Below are 17,078 nucleotides of genomic sequence, written 5' to 3' on the forward strand. Positions count from 1 at the left end.
TTTAACGCTCCGCTCCGCGCGGCAGTTTTTTATGTGATGCTACTGGCGCTTCTGACCCTTTCGCCAGCGGCTTTTCCAGAAAATGCTCCTTACGGTAGCAATACACATAGAAATTGTAATCGCCCGCAAAGGGAAAGCAGCGTAAATAATAACGATGCTCCTGGGTTTGCATGGAAAACCCGTATACATCTGTACTCCATGCACCACCAATACGCGCCTCCGGATGCTGGCTGCAAAAGCGAAGCATGTGACGGCGACTTTTCAATACCTCCTGTTCACCCATCGCTTGGAATACCTTGCCCAATTCATCTTTAAACGCAGGCGTTTCATAAGGGGAGCTTCTCGTGAACCAATTGACCCAAAACTCCTCCCCTGAACGCCCAAAATCACCACGCAAATGCCCGATACAGGCTCGACTAATTTCCTCCTCAGCAGATGCGGAATAAAAATAAGCCGCATCCTCTGGTGCGGTGGCTTGCAGCTTTTCATCCATAGCTTTTCCTCCCGGCTGGTTTAGTTAATGGGTGCCCCCTGTTCCAAAGTCGTTATAGCTGGATAAGTTGGCATGATAAAAGACAACATCTCCATCCAGCAGGGAGAAGGTTGCCCCGTAAGGATCAACAAAGCTACGCTGAAAGCCCTCCAGTTGCCATTGATTGCTGAGCGGCGCATCCTTATACTGCAAATGCGGCTCGTTCAGCTTTTGGTTGCGAATCGTTTCCAGCTTGAAATTTACGATAATATAACCATTCCGAAGAAAAATAGAAGACTTGTCGTCCAGCCGATGGGTGCGCCCGTACTCAGCTACATTAAAGCCCTTAGGTACGACATAAGGTGCGGCGGGCAGACTGTACTCCCCAAACCAGCATTGTACCGAGGCTTGGACGCGAGCAGCATTCACACCTGATGGAGCCTTCTTGCTGCCAATCAGGGTTCGCAATTGTGGCGGCAGCAGCATGACATCGTACCCGCCCACGTAGGTGTTCTGTTGTGCATTTTTCAGAAATTGACGAACATACGTCTGCTGATCTCCAGTTGAACCGTTTAAGGCCCATAGAGAGATAGCCGTTTGCGTCAACTCCTGCTGGGAAACATTTCGTAAGCGCGTGTCCAGTATGACCTGTCTTCGCTCTGTATCTGCACTAGAGCCAATTCGGATGAAGCGTGTATTTCCCGAGTGATAGTACAGGTCTACCTCCTGTCGATTTTTCCCCGTACTGTCTACAAAATAAAAGGTAGGCGTAATTTTAATGCCATCGCCTGAACCGAACATGTTACCGAGTGTTTTCACCTCAAACTTGAACTGATAGCCTGTTTTTACCGCAATATTTTTCTTGCCTATTTCCGGGTGACTACCAGGACGAATCGGCAGCACAAATGGAGAGGTATTTCCTCTTGCTGCACCATCAATGCCGTTTTTTCCAACCCAGTAGCTATTTCCGGTCGGTGTGGCACTGCCTTTAGCTGTACGGAACACCGTTTCCCACTGATAATCGGCAATATCCGTAATCCGAAAATCGAATATACGCCCAATTACCTCCACATCAACGGTTTGTGTCGCAACATGATGCGCATTGTCCAGATTGGCATGCATTTGTGAGGTGAAGGCTGCGGGACTGTTTTCAGCAAGCGTTTGGAACAACATGGTATAATGGCCTTCATCCACCCAAGTCGGCAGATAAAAGGCAGTCTGTAGCTCCCCGACAGGAATGGAGATCCAGGTTTCCTTGGGAATCAGTGTTGTCCGATCTGCCCGATACACATCAAATGGAAACCAAACCTGCTTGTCCCGCATATATTTGGCATAATCGCGACTGCCGTAGCCTGTGATGCTCCGATGCTGTCCGCTGGTTGGAATAGCTACAGTAAAGGGACGATTTAAAATGAGCGCTGAACGTCCAGCAGTGGGCTGTGTTTTCTGGTTATGCGCCTTGTCGTCAGATACGGATGCCAGGTTAACTACGGGAGTATGAACGGTTACAGGATTGATGCCTTGAATCGGGAAGCTTTGTGCTTGTCCGCCACCAATCCCCTTGACCAGCTTATAATCCAGCTTGCCTGAGCTTGGCTGACTAACCTTGTTGCTCTTGCTTGCATCAATCACATAGCCCTGCCCATACAACACATTCTGTCCAATCATGGACGGCGCAGGAATACTTCCCGGTGCTGGTGCGGCCTCCTCTGCCTGACGGCTATCCATCACCGTTTGACCGCTGAACACCAGTGAATCGTTTCTTACCTTGATTTTCCCAATGGCTGCCTCCGCCTGTGGCTTCCAGTTTTCACTAGGGACACTTGGACGACTACTACCTCCCTGTAAGGTTTGTCCGGGCAGCGTTACATTCTGATAGACGGGATCAGTCAGATGAGCAGCCGTATCCGTTGTATGCGTGACAGCTACAGTAGGTAACGTATAGCCCTTCGGCTGGAGTACGACCTGACCAGCAGGCAGTGCATAATTTGAAACGGTTGCTTTTTCAAGGCCATACACTTCTAAGCGATTAATCAACCAAAAGCTATATTTGCGTTCGACTGTATAACTATTGGTTACCGTCTGTGTATCTGAGCGACTGACTGATACCGTGGTTGGATTCCCCTTACTATCTGGGGGACCTGGCTTGGTTTCTGTCCAGCGTAGTGTATACATACGACTAACCGTAATCGGGTATGATTTCGTCCCCTTTACCTCTAAAAACTTATTACGATATAAATAGGATTTGGCCTCGGCCTGTACGTAAAGACTCTCCGATGTCGGAATCCCCTGTAGCACATCAAACTTCTCGGCTCCGCGTGTGTCTGCCCGAATGACCGCCGTGGCGGAAGGATTCATCATTTCCGCTGCCTTGGTTGCCCCAGGCTGCTCCTCGTCCGTCCCACCATTGGCAGACTTGTAGATACCGATCATGTTTGAGCCGCCTGAACCCACCAGAATAGACCGTTCCCGCAGCTTGCTGTCACCCTTCTCCTGAACGAATAGCTGCTCCTGGGGCTTATTATTGTTGGTAATATAGGAACGGATCAGCTCGTAGGCCTCTCCTTCATGTGTAAGCGTAGCTTCAAAGGTATGCTGCACCTCTGAGCCAGTGGCGTGCTCTCCCTTGTCTACCTCCTTAATTTTTGTGCCACTGCTGGTTAAATAAATCGCCTTAACCTCATTCTTTTCGGAATATTCTGCAATAAGGTCTGAACCGCCCAAGGCAACGGTAAAGCTGCGAATACGCACCTTGTCATTGGTTTCTGGATTTTCCTGTAGCCACTTTTTTTGCGTCTTATCCTGCTTGGGTGATAAATAGGAACGGACAATCGTGTAGGTTTTACCGCCGTCTTCAATAACAGCAGGGAATTCATGATTGATTTCCTCCCCAATTTTATACTTGCCCTTTAGAAAGGTAACCTGGGGCTGCTTAATGATTTTGCCGTCCACCGTTTTAGCAATGACATCCACTGGAAAGTCAGCGCTGCGATACGGAATATGCAAACCAAAGTAATCGTCCAAATCATCTGCATGCCGCCACCCTTCGGCTCCTTTTATGCCAGAAAGTGTATAAAATGGTCCTTTCCGAACCGAGCCATCGCCATTGATAGATACCATAACCGCATAAAAGAACAGGTCATCATTATCCTTAATGCCTTCCATACCTGCCGCCCAAAGTCGCTTTGTTACGACATCTTCGGGAACCTCATAAAACGAGGTTAGGGGCTGTCCTGGTACTGCTGGATCAGGATATTGTCCGATTTGCTTCACCTCTTGATCAAGGAACAAGGCGTGTGGCTTGCTTCTTGGATCACTACATTGCTTAGGGGAGGTGGTGGAGCAGACCTGCTCTCTTGTCACGACCCAGCCCACCGTCCGATAGCGTATTGAGGTTGTAGCAGCAGTGCTTGTAATTTCAAATTGAATAGCACCGTTAAAAACTCTTATCTGAGGTGAAGCAGCCTGTGCCTGCCCCAATGAAAAAAAAGGCAATAAAAAAGTGCATGCCAGCAGCATGCACAGAAGACGCTTATACAGTTTAATATGCTTCATAGACTATTCCACCTTAGAAATAGTGTGGTTAAAAAATAGGCTTGTAGATGGCGAAATTTTCAATGTACTTCCCCAGTCGCCGCCTACATTTGTCACCATCTTAATATCGGAATATCCCTCATACCATACATTTTTTTCAAAGCCCGCATTTTTAGGAAACCATTCATCATAAATAAGCTGCTGTGGCTTATCAAAGGAAATAAATTTAATTCTGAACTTCACTCGAATGTGATTACTACCCAAACCATCATAATAAATCATGGACGGCTCCGGCTCCAAATAACCCGTCACTTGAATCTTATTTGTTTTCACCCATTCCACATACTGGCGAATATACTTCAGTTCTGAATTGGAATTTTGCATTTTTGTGGCAAACACAGCCTGTGCCCATGCATCATCTATTGTCTGGTAATCCACATTGAGCCACAGCCCACCAAAGGTCTTTAATCTTCCCAACCATATGTCGATATTCTTCTTGTTATATTCAGGAACAACCCCATACAGCTTGGCAGATACCTTACTGTTTGCTGGAAGTGAATACGGATACGCCAACTCATACATTTCATTCGGTATATCTGCCAAAATGTACGGGTAGTCAGCTGCGTTTTTAGGAAGATTGGTCTTTCGGATGAGCCGCCCCCACTCATCGGTATCTGCTTCAGATAGCTCCTTGGTTTGAATCAGCACCGTTGCTGTCTTGCCCTCCCATTTTACCTCAGCGCCCAGCACCTCACTGACAAAGCGCAGCGGCACAAACGTTCTACCACCAGTAATGACAGCCTGTGTATCCAATTCGATTTGCTTCCCATTCACAATAGCCGTTGCGGAGTCGATGGCTAGGCTAATATCCTGCCCATCACGAGAAATGGGAACTGTTCGACTTTTCCCCTCCCAGCCTACCTTGGCTCCAAGTGATTCCGCTACAAATCTTACGGGTACTAGCGTACGCTGATTAGCATCAATATAGGCCTGTGCATCTGGAAACCAAATCTTTTTGCCATCCAGCACAACACTCACAAAGGTAGGCGGTAAACTGGAGGTATTTGCACTTGCAACAGGCACACTAACAAGCAAAATGGCTATAAGTACAGCCAGTGTCCACTTCCTCATCCTGCTTCACCTCTTCAATTATTTTCAATGACAATATTGGAAATATAACCCTAATACAGTAAGCATAACGGCTACGTTATAGCATGTCTACCCTCCAGCAAAGCTTTAAGGCATGGGCATGTAGCCTTTTTGTGCAGCAGCCTGCTCACTGGTGAAGGTTTCTTCGATAGGATAGCTGTATTTACTGGAACGACGGTAGTACACCTTCATTTCACCTTTGCGTGCACCCACAATTTCAAGGAGCTTGGTCACTCGACTACCGCCGAAGGCATAGCTGTTGTACACCTTGCTGCCCATCGGAATTCCTTGTAGGAAGGCAATGACACCTACATCTTGAATGGAATTGTGCCAATCCTCTAGTGGAATAGAGGGCAGTGTAAACGTATAGGACACGCCGCTACGCAGGGCAACCTCATTATGTTGGTTGATCCGATAAGCCAGCTCGTCCTGAAGAGCTTGAACAATGGTGCTTTGCCGAACCTGATTAAATAGACTCCCATCGTTCAGAAGCGGACTAGCTGTTGCTGATAGCTCCGAGCGTAAGCCCTCCTGCCAGCTATGCGTGCCAGCAGAGTATGCCAATACCTGCTCATCCAGTGTAAACGAAAAACTATTGCCTGCCGTATCGGAATAGACATAGGGCTTCTTCAAGCCCCAGGCTGCTCCCATATTGGTCTGATTCCCACTATCTATCCATTCATCCTCTGTATACACATAAAATCCGTCATAGCTGACAATGGCGACTGCTGGAATATATCGCCTCAGCACACCCTGCGCTATCGGATCATCTGCAATCCCAAAATTTAGATACAGCGTGTGATAAAAGGCTTCTATTGCAGCCTCCTTGTTCATTGCTATGCGCTTGACCGATTCGTAGCGGGGCTCCTTTTGCTCATCTGCATTCAGGAGTAGCGCTTGCGCCGCTGCATCTACAGCGGCATCCAGGGCTGCATCGTAGCGTAGCTCCAGCAGCAGCGTTTTTCGCAGCAGTTCTGCTTCAAGCTGACTGATCTGCGCGAATGGAAATAAGATTAGTACACCAACAATTGCCCACTCAATCCACTTCATTACGCACCACCCCGCCGTAAGGAATGACTATTTTTTCGCTTGCGCTAACGGCATTGTTTATAAAATCAAACATCACTGTGCCTGGTGTGCGACTTTTATTGGCGACCGTTACAGCAAAGGTATCCCCTATGCGTAGCTTGTAACGTCGAAGCGGGTCATCCTTAGGCATAGACTGTTGGGGAAAAAGTATCGTCATAATTTGTGCCTGATAAAAATTATCTGTATGCAGCTCATAACGATTTTGAAAGGTTTCAGACCGTGTCACATCCGTGTATACAGGCACATATTTTTTGCTCTCATGCTGCATCTGTACATCAAACACCAAGCCCGTCACAGACAGCGCTTGAACAAAATCATTGTACATCGTTGGCGAAATATACCCCTTATCTCGCACACTGTCTACAAACGTGGTTGTCGCCTTCATTGCCACTAGCTCCGATAGATCATCCTGCTGCTGAAAAGCGCTATAAATAGGATACAGGTACAACAGCAGCACAGCTAACAGGATGGAAAAAACCTTCATATAGCTGTTCATCGCATTCTCCTTTATGAGGACAAGCGGACACGTAGCACTTCTCCATTGGAATCACGCTCATAATGCACCTGATAGCGTACATTCATCCCAAGGCTGGAGGGTAGTCCATTCTCACGCTCGATGGGGGCGGAATACCGCACACCATCTACCATAATTTCAACAGCTCCCTCCTCCAAACGGGCAAGCAGATGCAAAACCTCATTGCCTGACAAGCGACCATCTCCCGCAAGGGGGCTAAGGGATTGCTGAATGCTGCGATCCAGCCCTGTTCCTGCCAAGTGAGCAGTCCTCGTCATGGCATTCCCTGTTGTGAATAGCCCTAGCCCGCTGGTTATCGCTAGCAGAAATAGCAGGCAAGCTACGCTCATCTCCAGCATGCTTCTGGTTGCATGTCCCATGTCGCTGCCTCCTTTCTTAAAAGCAGCGAGCAGACCTAGGTCTGCCCGCTAGCCCTGCTATTTCTTATTGCTGACGGAAAATAATACCCCGAATGACGTTACTGCGATCCAGCACCAGTTGTGCTTTAAACTTTCCGCTCGGATTGACATAGTTCACATTTGCCTCATCCACCGTATGACTGAGCTTCCCTGGCGCTTCGCCAACGACCGTTCCATAGGTGATGCTATCCAGCGGCACTCCAGCATTAATCACCTTGCCATACCATTGTCCTGTCGGATTTTTACCTGTCACAATTTGAATCCCGAATTGCTCCTGATCGCTGAACTTACGCAGTGCATTGACGACTTGGCTGCCAGACAGCGTCGTATTGTCATAGACGGTAAATGCCGTTTGGGATAGCTCCGTTTGAATATTACTGAAGTTGCTCTGCGCCGCCTTTGTGGAATCCTGTGCTGACGTAAACAAAACGACCGCCAGTGTAATCAGGGCGATGGCAAGGAAAATCCCTGCGGCCATCACCAATGCTTTTTGTGCATTTGACATGTCTTATCTATCTCCTTTGAAGATATAAAGTGGTACAGCAAAAAGCCCCTCCCTGATGGAAAGAGCCTGTAAAGCCTTACGAGTTATTGGATACGTTGAAGCTGTTCATAATAAACCGACATTTGATTCAGACTGACCCAAATGAGGGGCAGCACCAGATAGCCAAAAATAAGCGTCATCATCGGAGCGAAGCCAATCCATCTGCCCCAGCCTGCCTTGTGTTCAATTAATTGCTCATACTCCTGCTTGCGTTGCTCCTGAGCAAAGGCATACTCGGACTCCAAATCGTCAAAGACATCACGCAGCGGCAGACTCTGCGCAGCCAGCTCCAGCTTTTCGACTGTGCGCACAAAGGGAAGAAAGGGTACATCCTCCTTGAGCTGTACCAGCGCCTGCTCAGCCCCTTGGTCGAAATGAAGCAGACAGGACTGAAGCGGCTCCTTAAATAGCCTTGCAAACTGCTCCAGCCAAATCAGTAAATCCTCTACCGACATGCGTTCCATATGGGCTAGCATGGCAATGACCGTATGCAATTGATCCACCTCATGCTTCATTTCCATCTGCCGCATTTTTCGTTGAAATAAACGAATGCCTACGGGGAGGTAGTAACCCGCCCAGCCAGCTAGCAGGATAAGCAGCACATCCCACCACTTCACATATTGGTGGTCAAGCTGCGCCAGCTTCCCTAAAATTCGCCGCGCATCTGCCTCAAGCTGCGTCTCGCTTTTTCCTTTGTCGGCCTCACCTCCTAAAAGTGATAAAATGGTTTCCATTGAACGCTGCTTTATCCCCTTTAATTGCTCCATAATCTGTCGATCTAAGGCTAAAGCCGCCTCTGCACTTGCCTGCTCCTCCGGTGTAGGCTGACCCAATAGGATGCCAGAGCGCACTGGCGTGTATAGGAGCTGATGGAGGTCTGCGATGTGCAGTGCAGCACCTATGCCGATTGCCATGAGCAGGGCGGTAGTCCCTGCCGTTATTCGCCGCAGTGTAAACCATTCCAGTCGCAGCGGAGATCCACTCTCCTTGAGCAGCCGAATCAGCCTGATCGCTTCATCAGAGCCAGGAGCTGGCCCCAAGCGATGGACAAGCCTGCGAACCCAGCCCCACTGATACAAGTGCTTTTCCCAAATCGCTCGATCCATAGCCTTGGGCGTTGCCTCCAGCTCCTGAATGTGCCGTAGCAAAATATAGGAGAGCCATACCACTAGCAGCACACCCAGCTTAGTTACCCAGCCAGAGGTACTCGTATAGAAGGCTGCCATTGCCGGAAAATAACGACTCCCCCATGCCTCTAATGGCTGTGTGAATAACAGCGGAAATAGTGCAATCACGGATAAGCCTTGCAGTAGAAAGCCAAGTCGCTCTCGTCTAAGCAGCTCCAAATTCAGCTCATTAGTCAGCTTGCCTAATGACTTTAAATACAGAGAGCCCTCCTCGGTCTGCTTGTCCCCATATTCCTTCGTCAAGTGGGAAAGTCCCGCCAAGCCCTTTAAATAGCGATTAGGTGCCGTTTCCAAATACAGCTCCAGCCGTTCCTCCGTATGACTGTCCGACAGCACCTCCACCAGCTCCTGACCATGCAGCGCCATCTCATAAGCAGCGGAGTCTGCCGCCTCATAAAGCGCCTCCTCCACCATGCCATGCCGATGATAATGATGCCGCAGATCACCTAAAAAGGTGCGAAGCTGGCGCAGCAGGCGAACCTCCAAGCGCTGCACCGCAACATCAGCTATCATCCCATGCACGACCCAGCAGCCAATGAGCAGCATGAGCAGGCTCATGGGATCACGCACCCACAGGAGCAGGGGGAGGCTTGCCAAACCAAGCACACTCCATGCCCACAAGGTCACGCGCATGGTTTCCAGCCGCAGTTTCCACTCGTCCCCCATATGCAGTATGGTCAACCGTTTACGTATAGAGCTTAGATAGGCACGAAGTAAAGGAAGCCTGCTGCATAGGAGATATAGCCGCTGCATGATCTGATGCAGTGCTTGCTTTTTACTGGTCTTGGCAGGCTTTCGCAAGGCCTCATATTGTCGTGCCGCGCCCACCTCAGAGCTGTAGCGAGATAACCAGAGAAAGGCAACCGCGACACCAAGAAACAGCACCGTTGCTGTTCCCAGCAGCAATGAAAGTCCATCAAGCCTCATGCTCATCCCCCCAATGGCTCAGAAATGCCAAAAAAGCCGCTTGGTCAGGACCAGAAAGCCGCTCCAGAATGGCGCTGCGGCAAGGGGCTGACAACGGATGCACCGCAACATACTGTCCATTCTGAAACTCCACCACATTGCGCGCCTCGTATAACGGGCGATCCGTGGAGCGTTGAAAATACGTGGTCATCGTATCCATAAAGGCGCTCATTTTCCCCTCCAGCGTGGACTGCTCCCGAAACGATGTAGGGTAGTCTGTTTCCTGCTCCAAAGGCACACACTCTGTGATGCGTTCAATATAACGTCTTCCATCCAAATCGCGGCGCAGATGAATATCAAAATTAATGACGCTGACGACCTGCTGCTCAGCTATTCGTTCATTCGTAAACACACCTGTCTTTAGTAGGGAATTACGAAGCGCATAAACCAAATCCCGAAAGGTCTTGGCATGATGAGTAAACAGTGTAAACAAGGAAGCCACCTGCGCCATTTGAACCATCCAGGCTGCGACCGGATCGGTGGCTACCTCTCCCAAAATATTGACCGAGCCATCCGTTTTCTTCTGAATATCCAATCCTGCCTGACCAGATATGGTATCTGTTTCACGCAGACTGAGAATGTTACGGTTCGGATAGATTTTGCGGAGCTGTAGCTCAAAGCTCATTTCCTGTACCCGAATGGGAAGCAGCGCCGAAATATGCCTTACCATTGCCATAAGCAGGGTCGTTTTACCGCTACCCTGTGCGCCGGTAATGGCTGTAATCCGCTCACCCATGACCAAAAAACGAATGAGTCCAATCGGCAGCTCCGCGTGCTCGTCCTGCAAAAGCTGCTCCAGTGCGGCACTTTGCACATCAAATTTGCGCACAAAAAAAGCCCACGATTCGGTTAATCGGGGGCGCAGCACAACTACGCGGGAGCCATCCGCCATTTCATTGACCTTATAGCCGTTTGCCTCAGACAGTTGACCAGGGAAATTATGCTTGTAGATGTTTTGGCACACACGACGCAGCTCCTGCTCTGAACCAAAGGACAAAAAGCTCAAATGAATAGATTTTCCCTGATAAAACAGCCAGACACTATCATAGGAACGTGGAACCTCTCGTAGCCTTGCCTGCGCTGTACCCTCACCCTCCCATACGGAAGGAGGAATGCCCGATACCCCGCCAGATATACCATCTACGCGCATATCCCGCAGCTCGTCCACCACACTAAAGCCCTTATATAGCTGATAGATCCGTTGAACAACAAGCTCCAGCTTGTCCTGCATCTCAAGTGGCGGCTGCTCTTGCTCATAAATCTCAGCAATCTCCTCGGCTGTGATGCGATAAGCCTCCTCATTGCCCTCGTCCTCCAGAAGCTTTGCCTCATCCAGCGCATAGCGTTGAATCAACTGACTAAGCGCCTCATAGCCATGCTGCTGCTTATATTTGTGCAGCAAAATATCAAAGTGATCCTGAGATGTAAGCTGTTCAGGATTGTCAAAGGGAATTAGCCGATTTAGGCTGACTTCATCCAGTGTAAAATGATGGGTAAGCAAATCAGCAATCACCTGTTTTACATATTGCTTGTCCCGCAAATCGCCAGAGGTTGCACCACGCAGCGCGCGTTTCAGCTCTGCCCGCTTGCTTTTACGTCGACGATACTCTTCTTCTGACAAGCCATAGTCGCTTAGATTCGTGCTTGTCAGCTCATGCAGCGTATGCTTGATGTAGTCTGTCATGCCCTCCAGCGTATAAATGGGAGCTTCCTTCGGCTGGTCGGGCATGATGCGGTTCATACGAAGAAAAAGAAGGCTGCCTCCTACTAACAGTAAGCCTAAAATGAGCATGCCATGCCAAGCTGCCATCATTGATCCGGCTCCTCCCTTCCACCAAAGAAGGGCTGGAGTCCGCATTGCTTGATAAGCGCCTGCGTCACCTTTCTTACCTCCTGGACATAATTAAAATTATCATGCACCTTACCTACCTGCTGATTTCGGAAAAAATAGCGGAGACCATCGCCATGCTGACGAGCATCCAGCCAGCCTGTGTTGTAGCTCATCGGATAAGCTGCTTTACGCTGCTTCCCAAACTGTCGCAACAAATTTTTCACAGTCCAGGTCGAATGGCGATCATACTGACCAAAAACGAGCAGATGCTTTTTACTTTGCAGTAGCTCCTGCATGCTTGAATGCTGAAAAAACTGCTGGAGCACCAGTTTATTTTGTGGCAGACAAATCACCAGCACATCCGCCTCCTGTAGTAGCTTCATCGTCCACGCACTCCTTGAACCGCAGCCACCGTCTACAAGCACCAAATCATAAGCACGTTTCGCCATATCCAGCATGGCTGTTAACCAAGGCATTGCTGTAATGATAAAGCTTTCATCTGTTCGCTGCGAGCCTGGCAGCATATCCAGCCTGTCCTTGAGCAGTGGCAGCGTGTAGTTATAAATCATGGAAGGCTGAAGCTTTTGATTTTGCACCAGCCGCAGCAGCGCATCCACCCCCATATCCGTGCCACTGAGCAGATCCCCCTGCTGCCATGAGGTGCGTGTAAAGCCCTGCTCCAGTGCTGTAAAGCTACTAGCCATGTGACCAAATAGCACGGAGCGTGCTGTATACTCCAGTCCCAGCAAGGCGGCCACCGCCGTCAAGTTGCTTGTTGTTCCCGCTTGACCGGATACCGGACTCCAGAACACAATCGTATGTCCCACAGGTAAACTCCCTCCTTGTTCTCCAATTCCTAATTTTTCATGTTCAGTCTCTTCCCCTGATTCGCGCCTTGCACAGTTGCTTCCATGCCTGCTGCACCGTTCGTTCATCCCATTCCAGCAAATGCTTGACCATATCCAGCACAGTGCGGCGATAGCTGCCTGTTAACCGTCTAACGTCTAATCGGCTGTGGTGCTGGTTGTCCAGCTCCACCGATGTATTACGCTTGTCCAGTGCAAAACGAAAAGCAGCATCCTCCCACTGGATATGCTGCGTGTCCAGCAGTTCATCCAGATAAGCCTCTGTGATGCTTACAGGAACAAGCTGGGTGAGCATTTTATAAAAGGACAATGGTCTTCCCTCTGCTTCATGCAGACACAGCCGCTGCATCAGTTCTGCATTTCTCTGCAAATGAAGCCGTCCATAGCTGCTGCACCATACACGCTTGTCATAGGCTGACAAGTCCCGTCCCTTCACAAATTCGGTATGATCCGTATCCAGCAGCAGCACATCATAACTCCCCTGCAAGTGACGCTCCAGTTGAGCGAGTGTAACAAAGCCAAGTGCAACATCCACGCCCTCAAATTCGCGAATAGGCAGATGAGCCTCACTGTCCGAAATATATCCTTGCACACCTTGCCTAAGCGTGGAATCGACCACAATGACCTTCTTCCCCGTCACAGCAAGCAGCTTGCCTAAGATGAGCAGCAAATGGCTTTTATCCGGCGCGCCTAAAAACACAATTTTTTTCATCGCTGCACTCCCTCCTCACTGATTAAAAATTTCCTGTAGCTTGTCCGTATCACTAGAGGGCCGCGGCTCCGACGAAGCAGGTTGAGTGATCTGTGGGGATTGTGGGGTAGGCTCACTCGTTGTCTCCTTTGTTACTGGAGTCGTTGGTGCTTGCTCCATTCCTGGCTCCACTGAAATCTGCTCCTGCGCTGCTGGCTCGGCAAGCTCAGGCTGCGGCAAGGTCGATTGCTGTGCCAAATTGCTTTGCAGCGTAGCCGCACGCTCATTCATAAGCTGCTGCTGCACCGCAATATTGCCAGACATCACCCGTAGCTTATCTGCCTCGCTCATGTCACTCAGATTACTTTCCAGTGTTTTACGAAGTCTACGCGCCAGCTCTGTCGTTGCCTTTTCAACTAGATTAGGGTTCTGCTCCAGCAGGTCCAGCACTACGCTGCTTGCTGGATAATTTACAATGGCTGCTGCCTGTAGACCAGCCTCTACATAGGTCAACGCGTATAGTCTCGCTCCCTGCAAGTAGGCATCTATGGTAGCACTAGAGAACAGCATCCGATCCGATTCATTCAGCTCCAGCCAAAGGACAGTCCCTTCCCGCTGTAGCACCTGCTTTTTGGAGAGCACTACAAAATCCTCACCTGTGGGGAACTGAATCCGCACATCCACGTATTGCTCCTTTTTCAGCAAGATGGGAAGCTGTATAATTTGAAGCTCCTGAACCCGCACATCGGTTGCAATCGGCTTACCCTCATACAGCATAGCTGGATAAATAGGGGCATCGGTCTGCAGCTCAACCTTGGTGTACCTGCCAATAATCGCATTTTTATCTGTCATTACATGGGTCTGTAGCATGACAGCAGGCATAGATACGGATTTTAAATCATCCGCTGTAATTAAACTCCCAGCAGGCAGGGTGCGAGTTGGCGTCCAGGCTTCACCCTGTGCCTGCTGCTCCACTATCTTCAATTGCTGAATTTGCTGTTCATATTGTGAAATCATGACCTGCTTCTGCTTCTGCTGCTGTTGCTCTGACTGACTCCTCACGGTAAAAACAACCGCTGCGATAAGGAGCAGCACGCCTAAAATAATGCTGGCGATAATGAATAGCTTGCGACGATGATACGACCATGACATTGCTTCCATCTCCTTTCTATTTAACGTGCATCCTTATGCTGGATCGGCCTTTTCTTCTCCGATGCTTGCTGCTGCTCTAGTCGCTGCTGCGCCCAAGGTGGAATATGCTCTGGCTTCACACTTCCCAGCATATCTTCCCGATTCCACCGCTGCTCCTTACCCGAATACACATTTCTGACATATACAGCCCTACCTCTGGAGTGAGGGGACATCCCAAAGCCGTCTATAGCCACAACAAGCTGGTAATGGGCGGCCCGATATTCAGGGCGCAGTCGTTCAGGACGAATAGCCAACAGCTCATTTTCAATATTGACCTCGCTGGTAAGTGCATGACATTCATTCTCCGTTAACACAGGCATATCCAGCGGAAGTTCGGCCCGCTCCTGCTGCAAGGAAGCTATCTCATCCTGAATACGCCCCGTAAAATCCTGCATAGCCTTTAAATAATCGCTTCCTGACTCCGCACCATAATATTGCTCCATGCTCAGCGGATTTTGCCGCGTGCAATAACAGACCAAATAAGGCTTGTCCTGCTGCTCGGCTACAGCGAGAATCACCTCTACCTTGCCAATTTCTATGGCTTGGACGACCTCATATCCCTTTACCAACCGTTTTTCCTGCTCCATTAAGCATCCTCTTTTCCCTGCTTTTCTTGTTCCCCTGTCCGTTGCTTACGGTCTGAGATGCAAGGACGCTGACTTTCCTCTTCATCCTCTTGCTTATGGCGACCAAAGCCAGGCTTTTCCTTCATCAAGCGTTCATAGGCACGTCGCTTCCCCTTGGTAAAATCCATTTTGTACTCACCCCCTCTCTCTGAAAAAGGGTATTTAAAAACTCTCCATTTGCAGGAGAGCCGGTTATTCTATTCGGTTTGATTGTATATTTGAGCATTAGCGCTCATGCTCTCGTTGCCGTTTTCGATACCAGCCCTCCAGCAGCTGCACAATGAGGTCTTCCTTTTGCTTTTCAGTGAACTCCCTTGGAAAGAAACGGTCAATTCGTTCACGCTGGATATGCAGCTTTTCCTTTTGATTTGGCTTCTCCTCCGTAAGAATAGAGAAAATAACATCCATATTCAGTCGCCCATCCTGGCTTAGCTTCTTCATACGCTGCGCCTGCGCCAATGATGGCGTACAATCCTCGGATTGCATTGTTTCGTAGAGGTCCTGCTGCTCTTTTTCGGACAAGTAAGATAGCTCTACTGCTGGGTTAAAGGCAATTTGCTTCTCATCCACCATTTCAAGAATGGTTGGAGTGAGTTCGGTTAGGCGAATATAACGTTGGATTTGATTTCGGCTATCGCCTACTTGCTCAGCCAAAAGCTGGTCAGAACGTTTTTGTGTCCCAAGTTGGGACACATTTTCCTTACTTGGCCTTCCAGCCTGTCTTTTCATCGCTTCCAGCTTCATCTTATAAGCAAAGGCCTTCTCACTTGCTGAAATGTTCTCCCTTTGCAAATTGCTATCCACCATAATGATTGTTGCCTGGTCGTCATCCAGTTCTCTTACAATACACGGCATTGTTTCTGCACCAGCAAGCTCACTAGCCTTTTTCCGCCGATGCCCAGCAACCAGTTCATAGCTTCCATCTGGCTTTGGACGCACTAGACCGGGAACAAGAACACCATATTGCTTCACACTATCTGCCATTTCCAGCATGGCTTCATCTGCCTTGACCTTGAAGGGATGACCGGGAAACTCACTGATTTCAGCAAGTGGAATCTCCATTACCTTTTCCCGTTGCGCATCAGCACGGCTTTCATCTGTCGAGAATAAATCATCTACCGTGCTCAGCTTGATGCTGGCGCGTCTGTCGTCTTTGGCTGCCAATACGCTGCACCTCCTTCGTAAAAGCCATATACGCCTTCGCAGCCTGACCATTTGGATCATGCGCATAGATGCTTTTACCCTTGGCACTCGTTTCTGCCGCGCGGATGGACAAGGGAATTTCATCCTGAAAGACGCGCAGCTTGCCCCCATACTCATGGCGAAGTACATGAGCAATATCCTTGGCGAAATTCGTGCGGCTATCAACCATCGTAAGCAACACGCCATCCAGCGCTAGCTTCGGATTAATTTGACGACGTACACGGGCAATGGTTTGCAAAAGCTGAGTCATTCCCTTAGCTGGCAAATAGTGCGCCTGTACCGGAATAATGACACTATCTGCTGCTGCCAAGGCATTAATCGTCAGCATCCCCAGGCTTGGCATGCAATCAATAAGGACGTAATCATAATCCGGCTTTACACTGTCGATATATGAGCGCAAAATCGTTTCGCGGCTCATTGTATTTACAAGTGACACCTCAGCCGCCGACAACTCAATATTGCCTGGCATGAGTGCTACACCTTCCTGATGCTGCAAAATTCCTTCATTTGGATCGTAATCCTCCTCCATCATCGTTTTGACAAGCAGAGTAGCCAAAGAAACAGGAATACTATCCGGCTCCCGATAGCCCAAGGAATCTGTCAAATTCCCTTGGGCATCTGCATCCACTAGCAATACTTTTTTGCCTTCCTTAACCAAGCCAATTCCCAAATTCACAGCCGTTGTCGTCTTGCCAACACCGCCTTTTTGATTAGCTAGGGCTATTACCTTCGTCATTTTCTTTCCTCCCTTCAACGTAAAAAAGCCGACTGCGCTGGAATTCAGGGCAATCGGCTT

At 49.2% G+C, this 17,078-nt stretch carries 16 protein-coding genes; all 16 read right to left on the reverse strand.

Annotated features, from left to right (window positions below; genetic code table 11):
• Position 1: 1 nt before the first annotated feature.
• The 16 genes from MKX63_RS00765 to MKX63_RS00840 all read right to left on the reverse strand — a co-directional run bounded on the left by MKX63_RS00765 (position 2) and on the right by MKX63_RS00840 (position 17,018).
• A complete protein-coding gene (locus tag MKX63_RS00765) occupies positions 2-493 on the reverse strand; it encodes a hypothetical protein (RefSeq protein ID WP_341014618.1) in 492 nt (163 codons plus the stop codon).
• 24 nt (positions 494-517) lie between these two features.
• Positions 518-4,027: a DUF5704 domain-containing protein gene (locus MKX63_RS00770; RefSeq protein ID WP_341014619.1), complete on the reverse strand. Its 3,510-nt coding sequence runs from the start codon at positions 4,025-4,027 to the stop codon at positions 518-520.
• A gap of 3 nt (positions 4,028-4,030) precedes the next feature.
• The gene (locus tag MKX63_RS00775) at positions 4,031-5,137 is read right to left on the reverse strand and encodes a copper amine oxidase N-terminal domain-containing protein (protein ID WP_341014620.1); all 1,107 of its coding nucleotides are present in this window, start codon (positions 5,135-5,137) and stop codon (positions 4,031-4,033) included.
• Positions 5,138-5,242: 105 nt separating this feature from the next.
• On the reverse strand, positions 5,243-6,205 hold the full coding sequence (locus MKX63_RS00780; RefSeq protein ID WP_341014622.1) for a hypothetical protein: 963 nt from the start codon (positions 6,203-6,205) through the stop codon (positions 5,243-5,245).
• Positions 6,192-6,740 carry a hypothetical protein gene (locus MKX63_RS00785; protein WP_341014623.1) on the reverse strand — a complete coding sequence of 183 codons (549 nt, stop codon included), beginning with the start codon at positions 6,738-6,740 and terminating at the stop codon, positions 6,192-6,194. The genes MKX63_RS00780 and MKX63_RS00785 overlap by 14 nt, the downstream gene beginning before the upstream one ends.
• An 11-nt stretch (positions 6,741-6,751) precedes the next feature.
• Positions 6,752-7,138 carry a hypothetical protein gene (locus MKX63_RS00790; protein WP_341014625.1) on the reverse strand — a complete coding sequence of 129 codons (387 nt, stop codon included), beginning with the start codon at positions 7,136-7,138 and terminating at the stop codon, positions 6,752-6,754.
• 64 nt (positions 7,139-7,202) lie between these two features.
• Entirely contained in the window at positions 7,203-7,682 is a 480-nt protein-coding gene (locus MKX63_RS00795) for an ABC transporter permease (protein ID WP_071639604.1), read from the reverse strand.
• An 83-nt stretch (positions 7,683-7,765) separates the two neighbouring features.
• Positions 7,766-9,835, reverse strand: coding sequence for a hypothetical protein (locus MKX63_RS00800; RefSeq protein ID WP_341014627.1), 2,070 nt, complete (start codon positions 9,833-9,835; stop codon positions 7,766-7,768).
• Positions 9,825-11,687: a pilus assembly protein CpaF gene (locus tag MKX63_RS00805; RefSeq protein WP_341014628.1), complete on the reverse strand. Its 1,863-nt coding sequence runs from the start codon at positions 11,685-11,687 to the stop codon at positions 9,825-9,827. The genes MKX63_RS00800 and MKX63_RS00805 overlap by 11 nt, the downstream gene beginning before the upstream one ends.
• The gene (locus tag MKX63_RS00810; RefSeq protein WP_341014630.1) at positions 11,684-12,532 is read right to left on the reverse strand and encodes a hypothetical protein; all 849 of its coding nucleotides are present in this window, start codon (positions 12,530-12,532) and stop codon (positions 11,684-11,686) included. The genes MKX63_RS00805 and MKX63_RS00810 overlap by 4 nt, the downstream gene beginning before the upstream one ends.
• Positions 12,533-12,575: 43 nt before the next feature.
• Positions 12,576-13,283, reverse strand: a complete 708-nt coding sequence (locus tag MKX63_RS00815; RefSeq protein ID WP_341014631.1) for a hypothetical protein — start codon at positions 13,281-13,283, stop codon at positions 12,576-12,578.
• Between the two features lie 15 nt (positions 13,284-13,298).
• Positions 13,299-14,414 (reverse strand): SAF domain-containing protein, encoded by a 1,116-nt coding sequence (locus MKX63_RS00820; RefSeq protein ID WP_341014632.1) that lies wholly within the window; start codon positions 14,412-14,414, stop codon positions 13,299-13,301.
• A 20-nt stretch (positions 14,415-14,434) separates the two neighbouring features.
• The gene (locus MKX63_RS00825; RefSeq protein WP_341014633.1) at positions 14,435-15,040 is read right to left on the reverse strand and encodes a hypothetical protein; all 606 of its coding nucleotides are present in this window, start codon (positions 15,038-15,040) and stop codon (positions 14,435-14,437) included.
• Positions 15,040-15,207 carry a hypothetical protein gene (locus MKX63_RS00830; RefSeq protein WP_158659092.1) on the reverse strand — a complete coding sequence of 56 codons (168 nt, stop codon included), beginning with the start codon at positions 15,205-15,207 and terminating at the stop codon, positions 15,040-15,042. Before MKX63_RS00830 ends, MKX63_RS00825 begins: the two co-directional genes overlap by 1 nt.
• A 97-nt stretch (positions 15,208-15,304) precedes the next feature.
• Entirely contained in the window at positions 15,305-16,243 is a 939-nt protein-coding gene (locus MKX63_RS00835; protein ID WP_341014634.1) for a ParB/RepB/Spo0J family partition protein, read from the reverse strand.
• Positions 16,191-17,018 carry a ParA family protein gene (locus tag MKX63_RS00840; RefSeq protein ID WP_341014635.1) on the reverse strand — a complete coding sequence of 276 codons (828 nt, stop codon included), beginning with the start codon at positions 17,016-17,018 and terminating at the stop codon, positions 16,191-16,193. The genes MKX63_RS00835 and MKX63_RS00840 overlap by 53 nt, the downstream gene beginning before the upstream one ends.
• Positions 17,019-17,078 lie beyond the last annotated feature (60 nt).

This window comes from Paenibacillus sp. FSL R7-0179, from assembly GCF_038002265.1.
Lineage (GTDB): Bacteria > Bacillota > Bacilli > Paenibacillales > Paenibacillaceae > Paenibacillus_AQ.